Source organism: Hanstruepera neustonica, from assembly GCF_002895005.1.
GTDB lineage: Bacteria > Bacteroidota > Bacteroidia > Flavobacteriales > Flavobacteriaceae > Hanstruepera > Hanstruepera neustonica.
Genome location: NZ_POWF01000009.1, coordinates 38,247 through 64,320, shown reverse-complemented (window position 1 = coordinate 64,320; position 26,074 = coordinate 38,247). Strand labels below are relative to the sequence as shown.

The 26,074-nt window shown below is 36.8% G+C and carries 20 protein-coding genes; 9 read left to right on the top strand and 11 right to left on the bottom strand.

What is annotated here, in order from left to right:
- The first annotated feature begins 26 nt into the window (after positions 1 to 26).
- The 4 genes from C1T31_RS12350 (at position 27) to C1T31_RS12335 (ending at position 11,258) form a co-directional block, all read left to right on the top strand.
- The gene (locus C1T31_RS12350; RefSeq protein WP_103052820.1) at positions 27 to 7,550 is read left to right on the top strand and encodes an HYR-like domain-containing protein; all 7,524 of its coding nucleotides are present in this window, start codon (positions 27 to 29) and stop codon (positions 7,548 to 7,550) included.
- A gap of 11 nt (positions 7,551 to 7,561) precedes the next feature.
- Positions 7,562 to 8,491: a PorP/SprF family type IX secretion system membrane protein gene (locus tag C1T31_RS12345; RefSeq protein WP_103052819.1), complete on the top strand. Its 930-nt coding sequence runs from the start codon at positions 7,562 to 7,564 to the stop codon at positions 8,489 to 8,491.
- Positions 8,492 to 8,503: 12 nt separating this feature from the next.
- Complete coding sequence (locus C1T31_RS12340; RefSeq protein ID WP_103052818.1) at positions 8,504 to 10,417, top strand: OmpA family protein; 1,914 nt, start codon at positions 8,504 to 8,506, stop codon at positions 10,415 to 10,417.
- 220 nt (positions 10,418 to 10,637) lie between these two features.
- Positions 10,638 to 11,258 (top strand): hypothetical protein, encoded by a 621-nt coding sequence (locus tag C1T31_RS12335; protein WP_103052817.1) that lies wholly within the window; start codon positions 10,638 to 10,640, stop codon positions 11,256 to 11,258.
- Between the two features lie 177 nt (positions 11,259 to 11,435).
- Here C1T31_RS12335 and C1T31_RS12330 read toward each other — a convergent pair whose 3' ends face one another.
- Positions 11,436 to 11,930, bottom strand: coding sequence for a CAP domain-containing protein (locus C1T31_RS12330; RefSeq protein WP_243398945.1), 495 nt, complete (start codon positions 11,928 to 11,930; stop codon positions 11,436 to 11,438).
- Positions 11,931 to 12,095: 165 nt separating this feature from the next.
- Positions 12,096 to 12,743, bottom strand: coding sequence for a pyridoxamine 5'-phosphate oxidase (gene pdxH, locus C1T31_RS12325; RefSeq protein WP_103052816.1), 648 nt, complete (start codon positions 12,741 to 12,743; stop codon positions 12,096 to 12,098).
- A 92-nt stretch (positions 12,744 to 12,835) separates the two neighbouring features.
- Here pdxH and C1T31_RS12320 point away from each other — a divergent pair, with 92 nt between their 5' ends.
- A complete protein-coding gene (locus C1T31_RS12320; RefSeq protein ID WP_103052815.1) occupies positions 12,836 to 13,252 on the top strand; it encodes a hypothetical protein in 417 nt (138 codons plus the stop codon).
- Here the strand turns inward: C1T31_RS12320 and C1T31_RS12315 are convergent.
- The 8 genes from C1T31_RS12315 to lon all read right to left on the bottom strand — a co-directional run bounded on the left by C1T31_RS12315 (position 13,242) and on the right by lon (position 22,364).
- A complete protein-coding gene (locus C1T31_RS12315; protein ID WP_103052814.1) occupies positions 13,242 to 14,147 on the bottom strand; it encodes a ribonuclease Z in 906 nt (301 codons plus the stop codon). The two genes, C1T31_RS12320 and C1T31_RS12315, sit on opposite strands and share 11 nt — an antisense overlap.
- 1 nt (position 14,148) lies before the next feature.
- Entirely contained in the window at positions 14,149 to 14,481 is a 333-nt protein-coding gene (locus tag C1T31_RS12310) for a ribonuclease Z (RefSeq protein ID WP_103052813.1), read from the bottom strand.
- A gap of 4 nt (positions 14,482 to 14,485) precedes the next feature.
- Positions 14,486 to 15,415 (bottom strand): aspartate carbamoyltransferase catalytic subunit, encoded by a 930-nt coding sequence (locus tag C1T31_RS12305; RefSeq protein WP_103052812.1) that lies wholly within the window; start codon positions 15,413 to 15,415, stop codon positions 14,486 to 14,488.
- Between the two features lie 4 nt (positions 15,416 to 15,419).
- Positions 15,420 to 15,959, bottom strand: coding sequence for a bifunctional pyr operon transcriptional regulator/uracil phosphoribosyltransferase PyrR (pyrR, locus tag C1T31_RS12300; protein ID WP_103052811.1), 540 nt, complete (start codon positions 15,957 to 15,959; stop codon positions 15,420 to 15,422).
- Positions 15,960 to 16,059: 100 nt separating this feature from the next.
- Positions 16,060 to 17,913, bottom strand: a complete 1,854-nt coding sequence (gene rpsA / locus C1T31_RS12295; protein WP_103052810.1) for a 30S ribosomal protein S1 — start codon at positions 17,911 to 17,913, stop codon at positions 16,060 to 16,062.
- Between the two features lie 176 nt (positions 17,914 to 18,089).
- Entirely contained in the window at positions 18,090 to 18,785 is a 696-nt protein-coding gene (gene cmk, locus C1T31_RS12290; RefSeq protein ID WP_103052809.1) for a (d)CMP kinase, read from the bottom strand.
- Positions 18,786 to 19,805 (bottom strand): type IX secretion system protein PorQ, encoded by a 1,020-nt coding sequence (gene porQ / locus C1T31_RS12285; protein ID WP_103052808.1) that lies wholly within the window; start codon positions 19,803 to 19,805, stop codon positions 18,786 to 18,788.
- Positions 19,806 to 19,913: 108 nt separating this feature from the next.
- Positions 19,914 to 22,364, bottom strand: a complete 2,451-nt coding sequence (lon, locus tag C1T31_RS12280) for an endopeptidase La (RefSeq protein WP_103052807.1) — start codon at positions 22,362 to 22,364, stop codon at positions 19,914 to 19,916.
- Between the two features lie 240 nt (positions 22,365 to 22,604).
- On the opposite strand from lon, the gene C1T31_RS12275 reads away from it, so the two are divergent.
- The 4 genes from C1T31_RS12275 to C1T31_RS12260 are packed head-to-tail and all read left to right on the top strand — an operon-like array spanning position 22,605 to position 25,557.
- The gene (locus C1T31_RS12275; RefSeq protein WP_103052806.1) at positions 22,605 to 23,168 is read left to right on the top strand and encodes an RNA polymerase sigma factor; all 564 of its coding nucleotides are present in this window, start codon (positions 22,605 to 22,607) and stop codon (positions 23,166 to 23,168) included.
- Positions 23,169 to 23,178: 10 nt separating this feature from the next.
- Positions 23,179 to 23,718 (top strand): hypothetical protein, encoded by a 540-nt coding sequence (locus C1T31_RS12270; protein WP_243398944.1) that lies wholly within the window; start codon positions 23,179 to 23,181, stop codon positions 23,716 to 23,718.
- Positions 23,715 to 24,809, top strand: coding sequence for a hypothetical protein (locus C1T31_RS12265; protein WP_103052805.1), 1,095 nt, complete (start codon positions 23,715 to 23,717; stop codon positions 24,807 to 24,809). Before C1T31_RS12270 ends, C1T31_RS12265 begins: the two co-directional genes overlap by 4 nt.
- A 22-nt stretch (positions 24,810 to 24,831) precedes the next feature.
- On the top strand, positions 24,832 to 25,557 hold the full coding sequence (locus C1T31_RS12260) for a head GIN domain-containing protein (RefSeq protein WP_103052804.1): 726 nt from the start codon (positions 24,832 to 24,834) through the stop codon (positions 25,555 to 25,557).
- Between the two features lie 48 nt (positions 25,558 to 25,605).
- On the opposite strand, the gene C1T31_RS12255 is transcribed toward C1T31_RS12260, so the two are convergent.
- On the bottom strand, positions 25,606 to 26,040 hold the full coding sequence (locus tag C1T31_RS12255) for a hypothetical protein (RefSeq protein ID WP_103052803.1): 435 nt from the start codon (positions 26,038 to 26,040) through the stop codon (positions 25,606 to 25,608).
- Between the last annotated feature and the right edge of the window lie 34 nt (positions 26,041 to 26,074).

The window sequence follows — 26,074 nt, the reverse complement described above, 5'->3', positions numbered from 1 at the left end:
TGCAGTAAATACAAATCTACAATCTTATGAAGACAATTACTCATAAAATTAATCTGCCTAGCTATGTCATAATAATTCTATTATTCGTGCATGGTTTAGCAATGGGGCAAACACCTAGTAAAGAAACCACAGAAGTGGTTGACATGGGTGTTACAAACACGGATTCATTAGCAGAAACAGCATTAAATGCTGACTCTTGTTCCGCAAATGATTTTACCCTAGGTAATTTCTATTTAGCGGATATTAATGGTGATCCATTAGACAACAACTGTACACCAGGTACACCCCAGTCTGCCTATATTTTTGCATTCTTTAATGCCAATACAGGAGCTGGTCGTTATAGTCTATATATCGATTATGACGTGTTTATCAATGGTGAATTCAGTTATCACGTAAATGATTGTTTATTTGAAGGACAAGCTCTTCCTGTAGGACAGAATACACAAGTCCAACAAATCAACTGGAATTGTGGTGATCAAATTCAACTACGTAACTTTTACATGTCTTGGCAAGCTAATGCCGGAAGACCTTGTGCGCCTAACCCATCTAAATGTTATTTTGATGCTGATGGCTTTCAAGTTAACGCACCACTTATTGCCAACTTCAGCACGGCTGTAGTTTGTGATTCATTATCATTACAGTTTACTGACGGGACTACCGGTGGTGACATAGATAATCCTTACAATTATGTTTGGAATTTTGGTGATGGTAGCCCTAACTCCAATGCTCAAAACCCAACCCATACGTTTCCGGCGCCTGGTGACTATACTGTAACCCTAACCGTTACCGACAATGATGGTGTTGTAGATGACCAGTCCTATTTTGTAACGGTTTACGCACCTTTAGTAGGTTTAACGTTAGATGCTTCTAATGTAGCATGTAATGGAGGAACAACAGGAACTATTACAGCAAGTGGTGTTTCTGGTGGTTTTGGAACATATACTTATAGTATAAGCCCAGAACCTGCAGGTTATGTTCAAAATAATAATGAATTTTCAAATCTTCCTGCTGGAACCTATACAGTCACTGTAACAGATGATAATAACTGTGCTATTAGTGAAGATGCAACTATAGTAGTAAGCGACAACACAGCTCCGGTTATTGGAGCTCCTACTGATATTAATGTTGAAGGCTGCGACGCTGATGATGTCACTAACGGTGCTTTAACATCGCTTCCATATAGTACAACACCTGCAGTAATTACTGAATTACAGTTTTTAGCTGAAGGTGGTACATTTACAGAAGATAATGTTGCTGAAATCACATATCAGGATACGGCTTCAGGAACTTGTCCAACGACAATAATTAGAGAATTTACAATTACTGATGATTGTGGACAATCTGCATCAGATATTCAAACAATTACTATAGACGATACAATTGCGCCTGCGGCACCAAGTGCCCCTGCTGATATTACATATCAGTGTTCAACTGACGTGCCAGCACCAAGTGATTTAACAGCTACAGATGCATGTGCTGGAGATATTACTGTGACTGGTGTTGATTCTACTGATAATACCGATCCTTGTAATGTGATTATTACACGTACATGGACTTTTACTGATAGCTGTAATAATGAAACGGTTATTTCGCAAACCATTACGGTTTCAGACACCACTGCTCCAGTAGCACCAAGTGCTCCTGCTGATACAGCATTCCAGTGTTTAACGGATGTACCTGCAGCTGGTGATTTAACAGCTACTGATAATTGCGATGGTGACATTACTGTTACTGGTGTTGATTCTACTGATAATACCGATCCTTGTAATGTGATTATTACACGTTCTTGGACTTTTACAGATAGCTGTAATAATGAAACGGTGATTTCGCAAACCATTACGGTTTCAGATACCACCGCTCCTGTGGCACCTAGTGCACCTGCGGATGCAGTATACCAATGTTTAACAGATGTACCTGCTCCAGGTGATTTGACAGCAACAGATAATTGTGTTGGTGACATTACCGTAACTGGTGTCGATTCCACTGATAACTCTGATCCTTGTAATGTGATTATTACACGTTCTTGGACTTTTACGGATAGCTGTAACAATGAAACGGTGATTTCGCAAACCATTACGGTTTCAGATACCATCGCTCCTGTGGCACCTAGTGCACCTGTTGATGCAGCATACCAATGTTTAACAGATGTACCTGCTCCAGGTGATTTGACAGCAACAGATAATTGTGTTGGTGACATTACCGTGACAGGTATTGATAATACAGACAATTCAGACCCTTGTAATGTGATTATTACACGTTCTTGGACATTTACTGATAGCTGTAATAATGAAACGGTGATTTCGCAAACCATTACAGTTTCAGATACAACAGCTCCAATAGCACCAAGTGCGCCTGCTGATATAGCATACCAGTGTTTAACAGATGTACCTGCTCCGGGTGATTTAACAGCAACTGATAATTGTGCTGGAGATATCATTGTAACCGGTGTGGACGTTACTGACAATTCTGACCCATGTAATATCATAATTACACGTACTTGGACTTTTGCTGATGCTTGTAACAACAGTTCATCTGTATCACAAACAATTACGGTAGCAGATACCATTGCTCCTAATATCACAACTGTTGGTGCAGATCAAACAGTATTGTGTGATGGAACAGGAAACACTTCTGAATTCCAAGCTTGGTTAGATACAAATGCTGGGGCAAATGCCACAGACAATTGTTCTAACGTAACATGGACCTACGAGATATTAAATGTTATTGATCAATGTGGCGAAACATCTAGAACACTAGTTAGATTTATTGCAACAGATGATTGTGATAATGCCAATACAACAACAGCATTATTTACAATAATTGATTTAATTCCTCCAACTCTAGATTCTCCTGCAGCTGATTTAACTGTAGAGTGCGACGGTTCTGGAAATACTACTGACTTAAATGATTGGTTAAATAGTAATGGTGGTGCAACAGCTACAGATATCTGTAGTAATGTAACATGGTCAAACAATTTCACAGGTCTATCGGATGACTGTGGTGAAACAGGTTCTGCTACAGTAACCTTTACAGCTACTGATGACTGTGGCAATGAAATTTCAAGCACAGCTACGTTTACTATTCAAGATACTCAAAATCCAGTTGCTCCAAGTGCTCCTGCCGATATCACTTACGAGTGTATTGGTGATGTACCTGTTGCCGGTGATTTAACAGCTACTGATAACTGTTCTGGTGATATTACAGTAACAGCTGTGGATGCTACTGACAATACAGATCCTTGTAATGTTGTTATTACACGTACTTGGACATTTACAGATGATTGTAACAATACATCTTCAGTATCACAGACTATTACGGTAACAGATACCATTGCTCCAACAATTGATACACCTGCTGGTGACATCTCGATTGAATGTGACGGTACTGGTAACAATGGTGCCATTGAAGATTGGTTAAATAATAATGGTGGTGCTGTGGCTTCAGATAACTGTAGCAACGTGACTTGGACCAATAATTATGGTGGAACAGCTTCTGATTGTTCTGCTGCTATTGAAGTAACTTTTACAGCTACCGATGCTTGTGGTAATTCAACTTCCACTACAGCATCCTACGCAATTCAAGATACAACACCTCCTGCCGTAACACCAGCTTCTAATGAAACTGTAGAATGTGACGGTTCTGGAAACCTAACCCAATTAAACGATTGGTTAAATAATAATGGTGGTGCTACTGCAACTGATGATTGTTCAGCTGTGGCATGGTCAAACGATTTCACAGGTCTATCTGATGACTGTGGTGAAACAGGTTCGGCTACTGTTACTTTTACAGCTACCGATGGTTGTGGTAATGAATCCTTCACAACAGCAACCTTTACTATTCAAGATACTGTAGCGCCTACTGCTCCTAGTGCTCCTGCCGATATCACTTACGAGTGTATTGGTGATGTACCTGCGCCAAGTGATTTAACAGCTACTGATGATTGTTCCGGTGATATTACTGTAACGGCCGTAGATGCAACTGATAGTTCTGATCCTTGTAATGTAATCATTACACGTACTTGGACGTTTACCGATGATTGTAATAACGCATCGTCTGTTTCTCAAACGATTACTGTTGCCGATACAATTGCACCAGTGGCACCTAGTGCTCCTGCTGATATGACTTATGAGTGTGTTGGTGATGTGCCTGCACCTGGTGACCTTACGGCTACTGATAACTGTTCAGGTGATATCACAGTGACTGCTGTAGATGCAACGGATAGTTCTGATCCTTGTAATGTAGTTATTACACGTACTTGGACATTTACAGATGATTGTAATAACGCATCATCTGTTGCTCAAACTATTACAATTTCTGATACGATTCCTCCGGTGGCGCCAAGTGCTCCTGCCGATATCACTTACGAGTGTGTTGGTGATGTACCTGTTGCTGGTGATTTAACAGCTACTGATAATTGTTCTGGTGATATTACAGTAACAGCTGTGGATGCTACTGACAATACAGATCCTTGTAATGTTATTATTACACGTACATGGACATTTACAGATGATTGTAACAATACATCTTCAGTATCACAGACTATTACGGTAACAGATACCATTGCTCCAACAATTGATACACCTGCTGGTGACATCTCGATTGAATGTGACGGTACTGGTAACAATGGTGCCATTGAAGATTGGTTAAATAATAATGGTGGTGCTGTAGCTTCAGATAACTGTAGCGACGTGACTTGGACTAACAATTATGGTGGAACAGCTTCTGATTGTTCTGCTGCTATTGAAGTGACTTTTACAGCTACCGATGCTTGTGGTAATTCTACTTCTGTAACAGCATCCTATGCTATTCAAGACACTGAAGCTCCAGATGTAACTCCTGCTGCTGATGCAACTGTAGAATGTGACGGTTCTGGAAACTTAAGCGAATTAAATGATTGGTTAAATAATAATGGTGGTGCAACAGCAACCGATGATTGTTCGGCTGTATCATGGTCAAACGATTTCACTGCCCTTTCAGACGAATGTGGTGAAACAGGTTCGGCTACTGTTACTTTTACAGCTACCGATGGTTGTGGTAATGAAACTTCCACAACGGCAACCTTTACTATTCAAGATACTGTAGCGCCTACTGCTCCTAGTGCTCCAGCCGATATCACTTACGAGTGTATTGGTGATGTACCTGCGCCAGGTGATTTAACAGCTACTGATGATTGTTCTGGTGATATCACAGCGACTGCTGTTGATGCAACAGACGATTCTAATCCTTGTAATGTAATTATTACACGCACTTGGACATTTACTGACGCATGTAACAATACATCATCTATATCTCAAACAATTACTGTGGCTGATACCATTGCGCCAACGGCTTCTAACCCTGAAGCAATTAGCGTACAATGTATCGATGACGTACCTGCTGCTGATATTTCAGTAGTAACGGATGCGGCTGATAACTGTTCAACGCCTGTAGTAGCCTTTGTTGGTGACAGTTCTGATGGTCAGACTTGTCCAGAAACTATTACTAGAACTTATAGTGTAACGGATGCGTGCAACAATTCCATTGAAGTAACACAAACCATTACAGTTGGTGATACTATTGCGCCTACAGCTTCTAACCCTGAAGCGATTAGTGTACAATGTATCGATGACGTACCTGCTGCTGATATTTCAGTAGTGACGGACGCTGCCGATAACTGTTCAACGCCTGTAGTAGCCTTTGTTGGTGATAGCTCGGATGGTCAAGCTTGTCCAGAGACTATTACTAGAACTTATAGTGTAACCGATGCGTGTAACAATTCCATTGAAGTAACACAAACCATTACAGTTGGTGATACTATTGCGCCTACAGCTTCTAACCCTGAAGCGATTAGTGTACAATGTATCGATGACGTACCTGCTGCTGATATTTCAGTAGTGACGGACGCTGCCGATAACTGTTCAACGCCTGTAGTAGCCTTTGTTGGTGATAGCTCGGATGGTCAAGCTTGTCCAGAGACTATTACTAGAACTTATAGTGTAACCGATGCGTGTAACAATTCCATTGAAGTAACACAAACCATTACAGTTGGTGATACTATTGCGCCTACAGCTTCTAACCCTGAAGCGATTAGTGTACAATGTATCGATGACGTGCCTGCTGCTGATATTTCAGTAGTAACGGATGCGGCCGATAACTGTTCAACGCCTGTAGTAGCCTTTGTTGGTGATAGTTCTGATGGTCAGACTTGTCCAGAAACTATTACTAGAACTTATAGTGTAACGGATGCGTGTAACAATTCCATTGAAGTAACACAAACCATTACGGTTGGTGATACTATTGCGCCTACAGCTTCTAACCCTGAAGCGATTAGTGTACAATGTATCGATGACGTGCCTGCTGCTGATATTTCAGTAGTAACGGATGCGGCTGATAACTGTTCAACGCCTGTAGTAGCCTTTGTTGGTGACAGCTCTGATGGTCAGACTTGTCCAGAGACTATTACTAGAACTTATAGTGTAACCGATGCGTGTAACAACTCTATTGAAGTAACACAAACCATTACAGTTGGTGATACCATTGCACCAGATGCTCCAGAAGCACCTGCTGATGCAACATATAGCTGTATCGTTGATGTTCCAGATATGATGCCGTTATCAACTACAGATAATTGTGATGGTGAATTAACGTCACAAGGTGTTGAGACTATGGATAATTCCGATTTATGTAATGTGGTTATTACTCGTACATGGGATTTTGAAGATGCTTGTGGAAACATGACAAGTGTATCACAAACCATTAACGTGATAGACACAACACCACCATCAGTTACAAATGACTTGTCTGATATTACGGTGACGTGTGATGCGATACCAGATCCTCCGGTACTGCAATTTGACGAATGTTCAACCAATGTTGAAATCATTGGTGATAATCCGCAAGTGACCAGTACATTCGATATCAACAATCCTGGTGATTATCAAATTGTTTGGACATGGAATGTTATTGATCACTGTAACCTTAAAGCCGTCTTTACACAAAATGTATTTGTAGAATTTCAGGATTTTGTAACTACTAGAACCGATGATAGATGTACGGATGATGGAGCTATTGACCTATTCGAATATTACTCTGGAGATGACACATCTGGCACCTGGGAAGTGATTTCTGGTGACACCACATTGGACGGAAGTATTTTTGATCCTTTAGAAGTGGAGCTTGGTGATTACATATTCAGCTATTCGGTCGAAGACGGTGGATGTTTAAGTACAACCGAAGTAGTGATTACTGTTAATGATGATTGTGTGGTATTACCATGTGATGACATTACCGTGTCAACCGCTGTAACACCAAATGGAGATCAATGGAATGAATACTTTGAAGTATCTGGTATTGAAGATTGTGGATTTACCATCGACCTTAAAATTTTCAACCGTTGGGGAGCTATGATCTTTGAAGCAAGTAGCTACAATAATGATTGGAATGGAACTGCCCATAGTTCTTCGTTTGGAAACTCTGATAAAGTGCCAACAGGAACTTACTACTATATCATTAATCTAAAAAATAGTGGACGGAAACCTATTACAGGTTACTTCTACGTAGGAACCAAATAAAACTTAGACCTATGAAACTTATTAAACATTATATAATTGCATTGGCATTATTAAGTTGTACGGTTGGAGTTGCGCAACAATTACCGCAATTCACTCAATACATGTATAATACCATCTCGATTAACCCAGCTTATGCGGGTAGTAGAGAGACCTTAAGTGTAGTTGGTCTACATAGAAGTCAATGGGTTGGCTTTGATGGTGGTCCAATAACCCAAACCTTATCAGTACATTCTCCATTGAGAAATGACAAGATTGGTATTGGAGCATCATTCATTAATGATAAACTTGGTGATGAGCGATTCAACTATTTCTATGGTGATTTCTCATATACCATTAAAACCGGTCAAAAAACGGAATTGGCCTTTGGTGTTAAAGCTGGTCTAACTAGTTACAGTCTAGATAGAGCCAATGTTGACCCTACTGGTCAAGATCCAACGGTTTTTGGTGTAGAAGACAGAATGAATTTTAACATTGGTGCAGGTCTTTACTGGCACAGTCAACGCTGGTATTTAGGACTTTCAACTCCTAGAATACTAAACAACGATTACAGTACTGAATCGCCTGACGGTCAAGAATATCAAGCATTAGAACGTGTGAGTTATTATTTCACGGGTGGTGTGGTATTTGACCTAGGAGAAAACACCAAATTAAAACCTGCCTTTTTGATTAAGGCTACCAATGGTGCGCCATTATCGTATGACATTACTGCCAACTTTTTATTCTATGAAAAGTTCTGGTTTGGTGGTGGGTATAGATTAGACCAAAATACATCAGCTCTGGCTGGTATAGCCGATTTCCAGGTATCAAAACAACTACGTGTTGGATACTCTTATGAATATCCGCTATCGGATTTAAATTCATACACTGGCGGAACACATGAAGTTTTAATAATGTTTGAATTATTTAAAACGAAACGAATTAAATCACCTAGATATTTCTAAAAATAAAATCGTATGAAAACTAAAGTAATATTCACAATAATTGCATTAAGTAGTACTTTTCTATTTTCGCAAAAAAAAGTAGCTGACAAGTTTTTTGACAACTACGCTTACCTAAAAGCGGCCGAGTTGTACGAAGAAGCTGTTACAAAAGGTGATAGTTCAGAACATGTTTTAACCAGATTAGGAGATTGCTACTATAACAACTCGTTAACCCAGCAAGCTTCAAAATGGTATAACCTAGCTATTCGTAAGTATGATAAGGTGAATCCTGAATATATCTATAAATACATTCAAACACAGCGTAGTTTGGGTAATTACGAGGAAGCTAACACTTGGATGGAAACATTTAAGGAGCTTCAGAATGATGATAGACGTGCCAAAGAATTTAGCGAAAGTAATATTGGTCTGTATGAAAAGTTAGAATCACAAAAAGGTATTGTGGTTGAAACCAAAAACCTAGATGCCAACTCTAGCTATTCCGACTTTGGTGGTTTTGTTTTCGAAAACACCTTATACTTTGCCTCGGCTAGAAATACTGAAAACGATATTTACAAATGGAACGGAGAACCTTACTTGGATATCTATTCTGGTGAAATCAGTAATGATGAAGAAAACAAGTATGAACTTGGCGATGTTACTGGTGTAGAATTTGACGAAGTAAAACGTGATGATATTCACGAAGCGAGTGTTTGCATTACCAAAGATGGTAATACCATGTACTTTACCCGCGATAATGTGGACAAGCGTAATAAGCCACGCTATGACAAAAAAGGAACATCTCATTTAAAAATATATAAAGCTCAAAAAACCGATGAAGGTTGGGGCGAAAGTGTCGAGTTACCATTTAATGATGACGTCTACTCTACTGGTCATCCAGCATTGAGTCCAGACAACAAAACCCTTTATTTTGTTTCAGATCGTGAAGGTGGTTATGGTCAAACAGATATTTATAAAGTGTCTATTGACGGTGACAGCTATGGTACGCCTGAAAATTTAGGAGAATCAGTAAACACCGAAGGACGTGAAATGTTCCCATTTGTGGCTAAAGACAGTACCTTGTACTTCTCTTCCGATGGATTCTTAAACCTTGGTCTATTGGATATTTTTAAATCCAATGTCCTTAAGGATGATTCTGCTGAAGCCGTGAACTTGGGAGCGCCTTACAATAGTGGTTATGATGACTTTGCTTTCTATATCAATAGCGATACAAAAGAAGGTTACTTCTCATCTAACAGACCAGGTGGTAAAGGTGGTGACGATATTTACAGCCTTAAGGAAATGCCATGTAAACAACTTATTAAAGGTGTGGTAAGAGACAGTTTAAAATTAACACCATTAGCTGGTGCTAAAGTACAGCTTATTGATGAAGCTGGTAAGATTGTGGCTGAAACCAATACCAATGAAGAAGGTGAATACGAAATTGAAGCGGATTGTGACCAAAAATATACCGTATTAGGTAGTATGGACGATTACAAAGATGATAAGAAAGACATTACAACGTCCGATATCAATGGTGACGAAAATATTGTTGACCTTAATTTAGTACCATTAATTATTGGTGGCGAAATAGTGATTAACCCAATATTCTTTGATTTCGATAAATGGAATATCAGACCGGATGCAGCTTACGAGTTAGAAAACATCGTTTCTGTCATGCGTGCGCACCCTAATATGGTCATTAAAATCGAATCGCATACTGATAGTCGTGGTAGTGATCGTTATAACATGAAGTTATCTGACAGACGTGCTAAATCAACCCAAGAGTACTTATACTCAAGAGGCATTGCCCAAGAGCGTATAGAAAGTGCTATTGGTTATGGTGAGTCGCAGTTGGTTAACGAATGTTCTAATGGTGTACCATGTACTAAAGAACAGCATCAAGCTAACAGACGATCTAAATTCATCATCTTAAGCGATAATCAATAAAAACAGATCTGAAATGCTGGTTAGGCTGTTTAAGCAGCTTAACCAGTGATTTCATAACAATACTAGTTATAAGATTTAAGTAAATTGATTTAATATGCTTACAATATTAAAACCTTCCTAACAATGATCTTATTAACTAAAAAGCCACTCCCAGTGAGTGGCTTTTGAATTTTAAAAAAGTTAGCTTTGTTTACATAAAAGCAAGATATTGTTAGAGCACATGGAAGCCAAAGAAGATTTTATAAAAAAATTATTAGAAGTTACTTATAACAATTATGGTGATGATTTTCAACTAGCCTTAATTCCAGAAAAGTATTCTAAGCAGGTTATTTCTTATGGTTCAATGAAAGTAGATTTAATTTCTGTTTTAGACTATTTGAATGAACTAAAAAAAACTGAAAATACAATTTTTGAATCATCCTTCATGTATTCTGCCATTTCAATATATGGAAGGTGTTTTACATCTTCAAAAGACTATACACAATTGAATGTAAAACAAGTTTTTGGAAATAATTCTATTCATTTAAAAAATCATGAGTACTTGAGAAATTTAAGAGATAGATTCATTGCTCATCGCAGAAAAACCGAATTTGAACTTGGAGCTGCATTCATTGCAGTAAGCAAATCTAACCCAGAAAAAGCTACAATGAAATTTCAACAAATGAGAATTGGAAGTTGGTCCGTTAAAAGAATTGATGAATTGATTGAAACTGTAAATTACGTTTTAATTCATGTTGAAAAGAAATTTGAAAGCTGCGGATTAAGATTATATGATAAAATTTTAGAAAATTATTCTACCGAAGAAATTGAAAGCTTTTTTATAAACCATCTATTTGAATAAAAAATTCTATATTATTTCTGCAAATCAGTTACTTAAAATTTATACAAATGAATCATTAATTGAAGGTATTTATTATTTAATAAAAAAGACTACCAGAACGGTAGTCTTTTTTGTCTTAAGTAAATTGATTTGGGTTGCTATTAATCTATCTATATACTAACAATTATGAGTCGGTTTTTATTTCTTAACAAATATATTGGTGTAATACCATCTACCTTCTTCATTCTGTTCGGCTGAGATATCAAAATCGGTATAATTACCTTCAATGTTTTCACGGTGACCATCACTGTTTAACCAGGCATTGACCACGGACTGTGCTGATGTGTAACCATAGGCCACATTTTCAGACACCCTATTGGCACCTACATTATTGACCAAATAACTTTTACGTTGGAAAAAATTATCATGAGACACGTTATTTTGAGCAATCATATAACCCGTATGGCTATAAGCTTGTGCTTTAATAACATTCATATTGTTTAATGGGTTTAAACCCATACTTAATCTATGATCATTTATCAGTTCCATAATTTCCACTTCAATAGATTTGGTTTCTGGAACCACTAAATGAGCTTGTGCATTGTTTGCATTGTCATCTAAAGATTCAGACGAACATGAGGTTGCAAACATGATTAACAATACCATAACTGGTAATAAAGTAGGTCTTTTCATTGTTAGGTTATTTAGATTTGGGATAGTAAAATTAACCGCCTACCTGAAAGAAAGTGTTAAAGAAATGTTAAAATCGATTAAAGACATGCATTTTGTCGATTCATTATGTTTTTAATCGATGAAATGCACATTTTGAAGTAAAAATTGTGCCTTTAATCGGTTTTATCAGGGCGATAATCGATTTTTAGTCCACGCGTAATCCGTTTCTAAATGATAACGGATTCTATCATGTAATCTATTTGGGCGACCTTGCCAAAATTCTATCTCAACCGGCTTGACTATAAAGCCACCCCAAAATTCTGGTCTAGGTATCTCCTGCCCTTCATACTGCTTTTCTAATGCCTTCAATTTATCTTCCAAATAGGCTCTATTGGGTATCACCGCACTTTGGTCGGAAACTGCAGCTCCTAACTGACTACCTCGCGGGCGCGATTCAAAATAACCGTCGCTTAAATTGTCACTTATTTTTTCAGCAACACCTTTGATAATAATTTGCCGCTCGGCACCATGCCAGAAGAATGATAAACACACATTGGGATTATTGGCAATGGCTTTTCCTTTTTCACTATGATAGTTCGTGTAGAAAATAAAGCCTTCATAGGTAAAACGCTTTAATAGAACGACGCGACTTTTTGGGAAACCATCTAATCCTATGGTTGAAATCGTCATGGCATTGGTTTCGTCTTGTGGAAAATGGTCATCAACTTCATGAAACCAGGATCTAAACAATTCCATCGGGTTTTCAGGGGATTGCTCAAGAGTCAATTCGCCCTTTTCATAAGATTTTCTATAATTGCTTAAGTCTGATTCCATTAAGACATTGTTTTATTAAAATTGCTAATTAATTGCAGCCAATATTTTTAAACCACTGAAATTTCTTATAAATTTAAGCAATAATTGATAAAATGTTTTTTGAAAAAAGTAATTATTTCAAACTATTAAAGCATCACAAAATCACCTTATCCTTTGGTGATTTTTATTTGTTGGATAATTTCATAATTGCCGAACTACATGAAGGCATCCACTTTGACTGGACCAAAATTCAAAAATTGGCAGCCGAATTGATTCGCCATTATGGTTACGAATTAAAAATAGGGTTTATTATCAACAGGGCTAACTCCTACTCGTCCGATCCGCATCTATGGACTCAATTTGATCAGGAATTTGGTTTTATTGTCGCTACAGCTATAGTGGTCTATGATGATATTAGTTACATGAATGCCACTTTAGAAAAACAATTTACCGAAAATAGTCTCAAGCGTTGCTCCAGTCTGGAAGAAGCTATTCACTGGATGGAAAACCTGGAAGAGTTCAAAAGTTAAATACCTTACCACTTTCGGCTAATACTACGTTATCAAAAACTGTTCGCGCTTCGGTTCTAAATTCTTCAGTTTCATCGTACCGCGTCGAGTAATGACCTAAAATTAGCGTGCCTACGTCTGCTTTTTTGGCAATGGTAGCGGCTTCAATGGCACTACTGTGTTTTGTAGGTGCTGATAAGTGTGCATGTTTTTCCAAAAAGGTTGATTCGTGATACAGCACCGTCACATCTTTAATGATAGGCACAATACTTTCGGTGTAGGCAGTATCGCTGCAGAAGGCATAACTTTTTGGTGTATTGGGCTCTTTGGTCACTGTTTCGTTTTTAATTAATTCACCCTTTTCATTAGTAACATCAAAACCTTTCTTTAATTTTCGATAATAGGCCCTATCAATATCGGCATTTAAAACGGCATTGATATCCAGTTTACGCTCCCCTTCTTTTTCTTTAAACAAGAATCCATTAGTATAAACCCGATGCTTTAAAGGAATCGTCGTCACAGAAACTTTAACATCCTCAAAAATGACTTCAGATTCATTGGAGGTTAATTCATGAAATATCAATTTGAAATTAGTCCATGAATTCCCCAGCTTTAACTGAAGGGTTATAACTTCTTTGAGGCCCTTTGGTCCATAGATATGTAAGTCGGTTTCTCGGGTAAGTAATCTGAAAGTAGATATTAATCCAATTAATCCAAAAAAATGATCACCATGAAGATGGGAAATGAAAATATGTTTAATTCTGGAAAATTTGACCTTATTACGCCGTAATTCAACTTGAGTCCCTTCGCCACAATCAATTAAAAATATATGGTTATTAATCTCTAAAACCTGTGAAGTCGGGTTGGTATTAATCCTTGGAGTTGCACTATGACAGCCTAAAATGGTTAGTTTCATTTTAAAAACCTAAATCACGCTCCATTTCTTCCATTTCAACAATGTCATAAGCTTCCTGCATGGTTGGCACGACCACCAATTCATCGGGCATTTCATCTAAATTCACTTTATCGGTAACGATTACAAACGAATTTTTTGCTTTTCGATGTGTGTTGGACAATTCCAGAAACTCCACGATTTCAGATAAACTAATGGGTTTTAAACTGGTTAAGGCGATAATGACATTATCATGTTTAAATCGCTCGTATAATACATCCAACTTTTTAACCAATTCCACAATGGACGCTTTCTCCTGGGTTATAATGGTAATGTTGTCTTTCTTGTCAAAAATCATAATACTATTGTTTAATTTTTGATGCTAGTAAATAAATAACAGCCATTCTAATTGCCACACCGTTTTGTACTTGGTCCAATATAATGGCCTGATCTGAATCTGCTACCTCGCTGGTTATTTCCACACCACGATTGATTGGTCCTGGGTGCATGATGGTAATTTCCTTATCAAGAGACTTCAGTAATTTCATATTGACACCATATTGTTGCGTATACTCCCTTGCTGATGGAAAATAACTCACTGACATGCGCTCATTTTGAACGCGGAGCATATTGGCAACGTCACACCAATTTAGGGCTTTTTTTAAATTAGTTTCAACCGTAACACCCAATTTATCAATATATTTTGGAATAAGGGTTTTAGGTCCACAAACCATAACCTGCGCGCCTTGGGTTTTTAAGGCGAATATATTTGATAATGCTACACGACTGTGCAAAATATCACCAACTATGACGACTTTCTTACCCCTGACGCTTCCCAATCGCTCCCGAATAGAATAGGAATCCAATAAAGCCTGTGTGGGATGTTCATGAGCACCATCTCCCGCATTTATAATACTAGCATTCACATGATTGGATAAAAATACACTGGCACCAGGATTTGGGTGACGCATAACCACCATATCCACTTTCATGGAAAGAATGTTGTTGACCGTATCGATTAAGGTTTCGCCTTTTTTAACGGATGATTGCGATGCCGAGAAGTTGATCACATCAGCTGACAATCGTTTTTCAGCTAATTCAAAAGACAGTTTAGTTCTGGTGGAATTTTCAAAAAATAAATTGGCAATGGTAATATCACGAAGTGATGGTACTTTCTTGATCGGTCGGTTGATGACTTCTTTAAAGTGGTCAGCAGTTTCAAAAATAAGTTTAATATCGTCGTTATTCAGATATTTGATTCCCAATAAGTGATTGACACTTAACTCACTCATACTATCAATTGTTTATTAAGTATACGGCATCCTCGCCTTGTTCTTCTTCCCAATGCACAATAACTTTTTCTTTATTAATGGCGTCTACCTGTCTACCCTTATAGTTAGGTTGAATAGGTAAATGTCGACTAAAACGTCTATCGATTAAGGTTAACAATTCAATTTCATTTGGTCGGCCAAACGATTGAATGGCAGTCAGAGCCGCACGAATACTGCGACCCGTATACAAGACGTCGTCAATAAAGACTATTTTTTTGTTTTCTACTAAAAAGTTGATCTCCGTTGTATTGGCTTCCAGAGGTTTGTCACTGCGTCTAAAATCATCCCGAAAGAAGGTAATATCTAAATGTCCCAATTGTACATTCTTGACTTTGTAATCTTCTCGTAACATTTGAGCCAGCCTATTGGCCAAATATTTTCCTCTGGGCTGTATGCCTATTAATACGGTATTCGAAAAATCGTTGTGGTTTTCAATAAGTTGACAAGCCAATCGGTGAAGAATGATGTTTACCTCTTTTGCGTTAAGTAAAACTTTTTGACTCATAAACTATCCAAACGTTGTTTGGAGTACAAAGATAATGCAAAAAAATAAAAAGCCTTCCAAAAAACTGGAAGGCTTTTACTTTTAATTATGAAGGTTTTAATTACTTGCCTTCCATTTTATCTTTAAGAGCTTGCAATGTATCATTAGCATCACCTAAAGTAGGTTTAACTTCTGCAGCTGCATTTTTAGCGGCAGCAGCTTTTACATTAGCAGCTTCCTCTTCTCTGAAGATAGCTGTATGCGAAGCAACAACACGTTTAAACTCTTTATTAAATTCAATGATTTTGAATTCTACTTCTTCACCTTTCTTAAGTTTCTTACCGTCTTCTTTTTCCATGTGACGAGCAGGAACGAAAGCTACAATATCCTCATTGAACTCAATAGTTGCACCTTTGTCAACTATTTCAGTTAATTCAGCTTTGTGAACGGTTCCAACAGCGAATTCTTCTTCATATTTATCCCAAGGGTTTTCGGTTGTTTGTTTGTGACCTAAACTTAATTTACGTCCTTCAACATCCAACTCAAGAACCACAACGTCTAATTTATCACCAACGTTACAGAACTCACTTGGGTGTTTGATTTTCTTGGTCCAAGATAAATCTGAAATATAGATTAAACCATCAATACCTTCTTCCAATTCAACAAATACACCAAAGTTTGTAAAGTTACGAACAGTACCTGTGTGTTTAGAACCTACAGGATATTTAGATGTAATATCTGTCCATGGATCTGGTGTTAATTGCTTAATACCTAAAGACATTTTACGATCTTCTCTATCTAATGTTAAGATTTGAGCCTCAACTTCGTCTCCAACAGAAACGAAATCTTGAGCTGAACGTAAATGTGTTGACCAAGACATTTCAGAAACGTGGATAAGACCTTCTACACCATCAGCAACTTCAATAAACGCACCGTAATCTGCAATAACAACTACTTTACCTTTTACTTTGTCACCAACTTTAACATCTTCACCTAAAGCATCCCAAGGGTGTTTAGATAATTGTTTAAGACCTAATTGGATTCTTGACTTATCTTCATCAAAATCAAGGATTACCACGTTAAGTTTTTGGTCTAACTCAACAATCTCATTTGGATGGTTGATACGTGACCAAGAAAGATCGGTAATGTGGATTAAACCATCTACACCACCAAGGTCAATGAACACACCATAAGACGTGATGTTTTTAACAACACCTTCTAATACTTGTCCTTTTTCTAACTGACCAATGATTTCTTTCTTTTGTTCCTCAATATCTGCTTCAATAAGCGCTTTGTGAGAAACAACAACGTTTTTGAATTCGTGGTTGATTTTAACAACTTTGAATTCCATTGTTTTATTTACATATTGATCGTAATCGCGAATTGGCTTCACGTCAATTTGAGAACCTGGTAAGAATGCTTCAATTCCGAAAACATCTACAATCATACCACCTTTAGTTCTACACTTAACGAAACCATTAACGATTTCACCACTTTCGTGAGCAGCATTCACACGATCCCATGCCTTGATAACACGTGCTTTTCTGTGTGATAATACTAACTGACCAGTAGCGTCTTCACGAACATCGATTAAAACTTCTACTTTGTCTCCTACTTTTAAATTCGGATTGTAACGAAACTCGTTTAATGAGATAACACCTTCAGATTTTGCGTTGATGTCAATAATAGCATCACGATCTGTAATGTGGATAACTTCACCTTCAACAACTTCATCATCTAAAGTGTCAACGAAATTTTCAGCTACTAATTTTTCAAATTCTTTTAATTGAGAATCTTCAACCTCATCAATACCTTCTTGGTAATTGTGCCAGTTAAAATCTTTTAAGAATTTTTCAGGGTTTGCTTGAGCTTCAGATACTACTGGAGCCTTAGCCGTTTTTGTTTCAGTTTCAGTTGTTTCAACTGCTTGTGCTTCAGTTGCTTCAACTTCCGCTTGTTTTGCTTTTTCAGCCATATGCTGATACTAATTTGTATTCTGTTATGTCTTGGAAAGTTTAAGCAATTAACACACAGAAGTGTTATGTTTTAGTTTGTATCCCTCTTTAATTTCCAACGCATTGCTAAAAAGGAGTGCAAAAATACTACTTTTTACTTAATAAAACAATAGCTTATTCGTTGAAAATTAAATAATTATTCCAAATTCTCTAAAGTCATGGTAACCAGGTTCAAAACTTTTTGAAATTGCTGGTCTAATGTTAAGTTGGAATTATCAATTTCTATAGCGTCTTCAGCCTTTACCAAAGGAGAATCTGCTCTATGGGAATCGATGTAGTCTCGCTCTTGAATATTGTGAAGGACTTCGTTAAAGTTTACCTTATCGCCACGATTGATTAACTCATCATAACGTCTTTGCGCTCTGGTTTCTGCTGAAGCGGTCATAAATATCTTTAATTCGGCATGAGGAAATACCACAGTGCCAATATCACGTCCATCCATAACAACGCCTTTTTCTTTGCCCATTTGTTGCTGCTGTTTCACTAATTGGTAACGCACTTCAGGTACAGCTGCCACACGGCTAACACAGTTTGAAACTTCCAAGGTACGTATTTGCTTTTCAACATTCTTTCCGTTCAGATAGACATCCGCATTGCCTGTTTCACGATTAAATTCAAAATGAATAGTCACATGATGAAGATTTGTAACTAACGCATTGACATCAAATTGATTATCATCAATAAATTGCTGATTCATGGCATATAAGGTCACAGCACGATACATGGCTCCAGAATCAACATAAATATATCCTAGATGTTTGGCTAATTGCCTGGCTACCGTACTTTTTCCAGTAGAGGAAAATCCATCAATGGCTATTGTTATTTTATGCATTTATCTTAAATCAATTTGCATCCCAAAAAAATTGGCATTAGACGCACTGGTGTATCGTGCATGCGTAAAGCTGAACCTAAATTTATTGAGTTTTAGTCCAATTCCCGCCGAAATTCCAGAAAAATTTCTTTGATCAACGATTCGCAACTCCTCGCCTCTCCTAAAATTATAACCCAATCTGATATTGAATACACCTGCTGGAAATATTTCAGCACCCAAAATGGTATGTCGCAACACATTCCCAAAAAACCCCACATCATCCTGTGTTTGATTACCTTCCAAATCGGTTTCAGCTCGTGCTGGATTTCCCACACCTATAGGCCATTGCTGCAGATTCTCAAATGTCAAATGCCATCGTAAGGGGACATTTTCAAGGGTTTGCGACATACCAAAGGCTATTTCCAGCGGTAATGGCTCATTTTGACCTGCATAGGTAGTAATCTGTACACCTAAATTTCTAACAACCAATGTAGCCTGAAACTCAATATCTTCATCAATATACATCAACGCCGCATCAACAGCTGCTCCAAATGATGAATACTGCTCTAATTTTGATGTAATTAATTTAACGGTTCCACCTAAATAAAAATCGGAATACCCTATTTGCCGTGAGTGTCCAAAAGACAATGACGCTTCATTACCAGAGAAAGTCCCTGTTGAATTTCCTAATTCGTCATAACCATCAAAACTGCCATAATTTATATAAGATATACCAGCAAAAAACGTTAAAACCCGTCTGTCCCAAGTATAACCATAAGCTGCTGTTCCATAGCTAATACCACCGAGATAACTGGAATAATTTAATGCAAATTGATTGTCCATTTCCACATTAATACTGGACGGATTGGTTAGTGCCTGGGTAACATCATAATCAATATTAGTAAACACTTTGCCTCCCAATGCTGCCTGACGTGGTGAGGAAATTAAATTGAGAAATTGATACGTTGATTGACCACCTAATTGGGCAAAAGTATAAGTGCTTAAAAGCAAGCAAAATAACGTGGTAATTCTTTTCAACATAAACGCTGCAAAGTAACTAAATCTATATTAAAACGAATGCAAGAATAATTTATTTTTGGGCATAGAAAAAACCTCGAATCAAATTCGAGGTTTTAGATTTAATACTTATTATAGTTTTTTGGCGTTTTTAACTTTTTGATTTGTCAATGCCAATTTAATAACATCGCTCATCTCGGTTACATAGTGGAAGGTTAAGCCTTTTAAATATTCGGGTTTAATTTCCTCTATATCACGTCTATTTTCTTCGCACAATAATATCTCCTTAATTCTTGCACGTTTAGCAGCCAATATTTTTTCTTTAATACCACCAACTGGTAATACTTTTCCACGTAGGGTAATTTCACCCGTCATGGCCAAACTTTTCTTTACTTTACGTTGTGTAAACAACGATACTAAAGATGTCAACATAGTGACACCTGCACTTGGCCCATCTTTAGGCGTGGCGCCTTCAGGTACGTGAATGTGCACATTGTATTTATCGAAAACTTCTGAATTAATCCCTAAATCATCAGCATTGGCTTTTATAAATTCCATCGCAATAGTTGCAGACTCCTTCATCACCTTACCCAAATTACCCGTAACCGTTAAATTTCCTTTTCCTTTAGATAATATAGATTCTATAAATAAAATATCGCCACCAACACGTGTCCAAGCTAATCCTGTGACTACACCTGCTACGTTATTATTTTCGTATTTATCACGCTCTAATTTTGGTCCGCCAAGTACTTCAATAATATCATCGTTAGTAACTTTAATATTATAGTCCTCTTCCATAGCAATATTTTTGGCTGCGTAACGCACCATTTTAGCCAATTGCTTTTCCAAGCCGCGTACGCCCGATTCTCGGGTGTAGCCTTCAACGATTTTTTCTAATTGCGGCTTACCTATTTTCAAGTGAGTTTCATTCAAGCCATGCTCTTTAAGCTGTTTAGGTAATAAATGGCGTTTGGCAATCTCAACCTTTTCTTCAATAGTATAGCCCGTAACATTTATAATTTCCATTCTATCCAGTAAAGCAGGCTGAATGGTTGACAAGCTATTGGAAGTAGCAATAAACATCACTTTGGAAAGGTCATAACCCATTTCTAAAAAGTTGTCATAGAATTCACTGTTTTGTTCTGGGTCCAATACTTCCAACATTGCTGAAGACGGATCCCCTTGATGTGAATTAGATAATTTATCGATTTCATCCAACACAAAAACTGGATTGGAAGTTCCGGCTTTCTTCAAACTTTGCAAAATACGTCCAGGCATGGCACCGATATAGGTTTTTCTGTGTCCACGAATTTCGGCTTCGTCTCGCAAGCCACCTAATGACATACGTACATATTCTCTGCCCAAAGCCTCGGCAATAGATTTTCCTAAAGATGTTTTACCAACACCGGGAGGTCCATAAAGACATAAAATAGGTGACTTCATATCATTACGCAATTTGATAACCGCCAAATGCTCAATGATACGCCGTTTAACATCATCTAATCCGTAGTGATCACGATCCAAAATACGTTTCGCACGTTTTAAATCGAATTTATCTTTGCTGTATTTATTCCATGGAAGATCTAAAAACAAGTCCAAATAGTTACGCTGAATGGAGTATTCAGCTACCTGTGGATTCATGCGTTGCATTTTAGCTAACTCCTTATCAAAATGTTTCGCAACCTTTTCTGGCCATTTTTTACTTTTGGCCCGTTGCTTCATGTCTTCTAACTCTTCATCATGACTTACACCACCTAATTCCTCTTGAATAGTCTTCATTTGCTGGTGCAAGAAATACTCACGCTGTTGCTGGTTCATGTCACTTTGAACCTTTAATTGAATATCGTTTTTAAGTTCCAATTTCTGGAACTCAATATTCATGTATTTCAACGTTTCAAGTGCGCGTTCCTTTAAATCATTAATTTCCAATAACTGCTGCTTTTCTGTTACAGAAAGATTCATGTTAGAGGAAACAAAGTTTATCAAGAACGAATCACTTTGAATGTTTTTAATAGCAAAAGAAGCCTCACTTGGAATATTAGGACTATCCTTGATTATTTGCAGTGATAATTCCTTTATGGAGTCAATGATGGCATTAAATTCTTCATTCTGTTCCGCAGGCCGTGCTTCAGGCACTTCTTTTACAGTGGCCGTTAAATAAGGTTTTTCAGATACCACCTCATCAATTTGAAAACGTTTCTTTCCTTGAATAATAACCGTTGTATTACCATCAGGCATTTTTAAAACGCGTAATATTCTAGCGACTGTTCCTGTTTTATAGATATCCTTCCCTGAAGGATCTTCTACCGATTCATCCTTTTGAGAAACCACGCCAATAACCTTACTACCGTTATTGGCATCTTTAATAAGTTTGATGGATTTATCCCTTCCAGCAGTAATGGGAATCACCACACCTGGAAATAAGACCGTATTTCTTAAGGACAAAATGGGTAAGGAATTCGGTAAATCCTCTTTACGTATTTCTTCTTCATCTTCAGGAGTCATTAAGGGAATTAATTCTGAATTTTCATCAAAATCCTGTAATGACAAACTGTCAAGTGTTAAAAAATTAGATTTCTTCATAGTTATATTTAAGTCATTCTGTCATTAAAATTTCTAATAACAAAATTTCTATTGTATTTTTATTAATAATCAAATGCTATATCTTATTTAATTTCAGCTATTTAAGACGTACCAAATAAGCATAAGCACATACATAGTTTCAATTAACATGCCATCTATTTAATGATCAATAAAACTTTTTTTTCATAAAAGTGTAACAATCGAGAACATGAGCCATCTTTATAATAACAATTTGATTTTTTGACACTAACCACCAAAAATATCGAAGAGCTTGTAGAGCTTTGCAAAACTGGCAATCAATTTGCGCAGTTGGAAATTTACAATCGCTATTATAAAGCCATGTATAATGTAGCTTTTAGGATTGTAAAGGACAGTTTTGAGGCTGAAGACATTATGCAAGATTCATTTTTGTCTGCCTTTACAAAACTTGACAGCATTAACGATACAGTGACTTTTGGTTCATGGCTAAAACGAATTGTTATAAACAACAGTATTTATCATTTTAATAAAAATAATAAGTACCAAAACGTTCCTTTTGATAATGTGATGTATAAAATTGAAGATGTCAATCATGGCATAGATAGTGATTTTTCAAATTCAAACGACAAGGCAAAACTGATTTTAAAAACGCTGGATACACTAAAAGACAATTATAGAGTAGCCTTGACCTTACATTTAATAGAAGGATATGATTATGAAGAAATTGGTGGCATTATGGGTATGTCTTACGCAAACTGCCGAACAACCATTTCTAGAGCAAAAGAAAGTTTGAGACAAAAATTACAACCATTGGTTAATCATTAAATTGAATATTATGAGTGATGATTTAGAAAACCTATTTAAGGATTTGGAAGGTCATTTTGATTCTGAAGAACCTAATAAAAACCATGAAAGACGCTTTTTAACCAAGTTAAACGAGCAAAATAGTATTGCTCAAAAAACTACGAAACAGCGTTTTAATTGGAAACCACTTATTGGCATTGCCGCCTCTGTCATTTTGATTGTAGCCCTTGTAATAGGAAACAATCAAGAAGCAAATGCAACAGGACTAGCCAGCGTGTCTCCTGAAATGGCACAAACACAAGATTTCTTTACATCAACCATTGCAGTAGAATTAAAAAAATTGGAAAATGCTAAAAATCCTGAAACCAAATTATTGATTCAAGACGCACTCAATCAAATGAAGCGTTTGGAGTTGGAATATGATTCGTTGATTAGTGATTTAAAGCAAAGTGGTAATGACCAACGTGTGATTTATGCCATGATCTCAAATTTTCAAAATCGTATTGAAATATTACAAAATACCCTTAAGCAAATTGAAATTGTAGAACAATTAAAAAAACAGCAACAATGAAAACAACAATACTATCTAAAACCCTATTTCTGTTCTTATTACTTCCTGCATTTATGTTGGCTTCCAACAATCCAGTTGGAGTTGCCAAGCATGAAAAATCAAAAACTATTAAAAAATCATTTAATGTAAATGCTAATGCGGAATTAAAGGTTGATAATAGTTACGGTAATCTTGACATAGTAACCTGGAATGAAAATCGCATTGAAATCGAGGTTACCATTACCGTTGAAGGTGGCAACGAAGAAAAAGTTTTAAAAAAATTAGATGAAATTACCGTTGAATTTGAATCAAGTTCCAATATGGTTTCTGCCAAAACAGTCTTTAATAAAAATAAGTCTAAATCATGGTGGAATTGGAACAGCGGAAACAACTCGAGTATGAGTATAAATTATGTAATCAAAATGCCCATGTCGAATTCGGTAGATCTGGATAATGATTATGGTAGCATTACTTTAGATAAGTTGGAAGGACGTGCTCAAATAAGCTGCGACTATGGTAGAATCACTACTAAGGAGCTTATGGCGAGTAATAATACATTAAGTTTTGACTACACACAAAATTGTTATTTTGAATATGTTAATGGCGGTAGTATCGATGCCGATTATAGTGGGTTCACCATAGCAAAAGCCAAAAACATCAACCTGTCAGCTGATTATACAAAATCCGTTTTTGAAGTTGCTGAAGATATTACTTATGACTGTGATTATGGCTCCTTTACAGCAGATAAAGCAAACAACGTAACTGGTAACGGTGACTATCTGACGGTTGTTTTAGGCGACATTTATAAAAATGTGTCCATTGATGCCGATTATGGTTCTATTAAGATAAAACGAATGACCGCTAATGCTGGCAACATTACTATTAATTCAGATTATGTTGGCATCAATATTGGCTACGATAGCGGTTATCATTTTAATTTTGATATTGATCTTGATTATGCATCGCTACGTGATTCAGATGGATTTGAATTTAATAAAAAGCGTACCGAATCAGGCAGCAAATACTATTCTGGATATTACGGCTCTGCCTCATCAGGTAATTTGGTGAAAATCAATTCCGATTACGGTAGCGTCACTTTTAATAAAAACTAACAACAATCAAAAAACAGAAATCATGAAAAAACACTTTTTATTACTTGCAGCTTTATTATTATCAGTAACTGTCAATTATGCCCAATCTTGGAAAAAAATATCTGGAAACGGTAATGTAACAACCATAAACCGAACTGTTGGTGATTATGATGCCATTAGTTGTGCTGGTTCTTTTGATTACGTTTTAGTCTCTGGCACAGAAGGCCAATTGAAGATTGAGGGCGAAGAAAACCTTTTGGAATATGTAATTACGGAGGTGAAAAATGGTAAACTAATCGTAAAAACCGAAAAAGGCATTAATCTTAAAACCAGCATGGGTAAAACTATTCTTGTTACCATTCCATTTAAAGATATTAACGAAGTTTCTCTGGCTGGTTCAGGAGATTTATGGACCAAAGATGTTATAACCGCGACTAATTTAGACGTATCATTGGCTGGATCGGGTGATATGAAATTAGATATCAAAGCGACTTCTGTTGAAAGTAGCCTGGCTGGATCGGGTGATATTGAATTAAAAGGAAGTACTACCAATTTAGAAGTTAATATAGCTGGATCGGGTGATTATAGTGGTTTTGGTTTAAATGCTGATAATACCGAAGTATCCATTTCTGGATCTGGTGATGCTGAAGTCGTTAGTAATTTAAGTTTAAAAGCACGTGTGGCAGGCTCTGGCGATATTTCGTATAAAGGTAATCCTGATAAAGAAGACACGAAAGTATCGGGTTCGGGAAGTATTAGTTCTAAATAATATTTTAATAGAAATAAAAAAGCCACTCAATGAGTGGCTTTTTTATTTCTAATTATCTGTATCAAGGTAAGTCACTACTGATGAGTAATTTACGCCGTTGGTTGATTGTTTTAAATCAAATGAACTATTTTGAATATTATTTATTTTAAACCATGCTTCAGAAGCTGTTTGACCTTGTCCTGTTAAATTTTCAATTTTCATTATTCTCGCATTTTCATCTTCCCAATACCAATCACCAGTCCCTTCAAATTCAACACCCAAAAGAATTATTTTCTGCTCATATACACCATTTGAATGAAAATAAATATCAGCAGCAAAATCTTCTGAATCAAACCACCATTTATCATAAATTGACGAAATATTTGCATTGCTACTCCCTGATCCATTACTAAACTCACCTTCCAATGGTTCATTATCACAAGAAGTTATAGAGAATATGGCTAAAGCCATAACAAAAACAGAAACTAATTTCATTTTTTTCATACTGGGATTAATTAATTTGAACAAACATACTAAA

Bases quoted from the DNA above. Each gene is read 5' to 3' on its own strand.
- C1T31_RS12350 (WP_103052820.1), top strand. From the start codon at position 27: ATGAAGACAATTACTCATAAAATTAATCTGCCTAGCTATGTCATAATA.
- C1T31_RS12345 (WP_103052819.1), top strand. From the start codon at position 7,562: ATGAAACTTATTAAACATTATATAATTGCATTGGCATTATTAAGTTGT.
- C1T31_RS12340 (WP_103052818.1), top strand. From the start codon at position 8,504: ATGAAAACTAAAGTAATATTCACAATAATTGCATTAAGTAGTACTTTT.
- C1T31_RS12335 (WP_103052817.1), top strand. From the start codon at position 10,638: ATGGAAGCCAAAGAAGATTTTATAAAAAAATTATTAGAAGTTACTTAT.
- C1T31_RS12330 (WP_243398945.1), bottom strand. From the start codon at position 11,930: ATGAAAAGACCTACTTTATTACCAGTTATGGTATTGTTAATCATGTTT.
- pdxH (WP_103052816.1), bottom strand. From the start codon at position 12,743: ATGGAATCAGACTTAAGCAATTATAGAAAATCTTATGAAAAGGGCGAA.
- C1T31_RS12320 (WP_103052815.1), top strand. From the start codon at position 12,836: ATGTTTTTTGAAAAAAGTAATTATTTCAAACTATTAAAGCATCACAAA.
- C1T31_RS12315 (WP_103052814.1), bottom strand. From the start codon at position 14,147: ATGAAACTAACCATTTTAGGCTGTCATAGTGCAACTCCAAGGATTAAT.
- C1T31_RS12310 (WP_103052813.1), bottom strand. From the start codon at position 14,481: ATGATTTTTGACAAGAAAGACAACATTACCATTATAACCCAGGAGAAA.
- C1T31_RS12305 (WP_103052812.1), bottom strand. From the start codon at position 15,415: ATGAGTGAGTTAAGTGTCAATCACTTATTGGGAATCAAATATCTGAAT.
- pyrR (WP_103052811.1), bottom strand. From the start codon at position 15,959: ATGAGTCAAAAAGTTTTACTTAACGCAAAAGAGGTAAACATCATTCTT.
- rpsA (WP_103052810.1), bottom strand. From the start codon at position 17,913: ATGGCTGAAAAAGCAAAACAAGCGGAAGTTGAAGCAACTGAAGCACAA.
- cmk (WP_103052809.1), bottom strand. From the start codon at position 18,785: ATGCATAAAATAACAATAGCCATTGATGGATTTTCCTCTACTGGAAAA.
- porQ (WP_103052808.1), bottom strand. From the start codon at position 19,805: ATGTTGAAAAGAATTACCACGTTATTTTGCTTGCTTTTAAGCACTTAT.
- lon (WP_103052807.1), bottom strand. From the start codon at position 22,364: ATGAAGAAATCTAATTTTTTAACACTTGACAGTTTGTCATTACAGGAT.
- C1T31_RS12270 (WP_243398944.1), top strand. From the start codon at position 23,179: ATGAGTGATGATTTAGAAAACCTATTTAAGGATTTGGAAGGTCATTTT.
- C1T31_RS12265 (WP_103052805.1), top strand. From the start codon at position 23,715: ATGAAAACAACAATACTATCTAAAACCCTATTTCTGTTCTTATTACTT.
- C1T31_RS12260 (WP_103052804.1), top strand. From the start codon at position 24,832: ATGAAAAAACACTTTTTATTACTTGCAGCTTTATTATTATCAGTAACT.
- C1T31_RS12255 (WP_103052803.1), bottom strand. From the start codon at position 26,040: ATGAAAAAAATGAAATTAGTTTCTGTTTTTGTTATGGCTTTAGCCATA.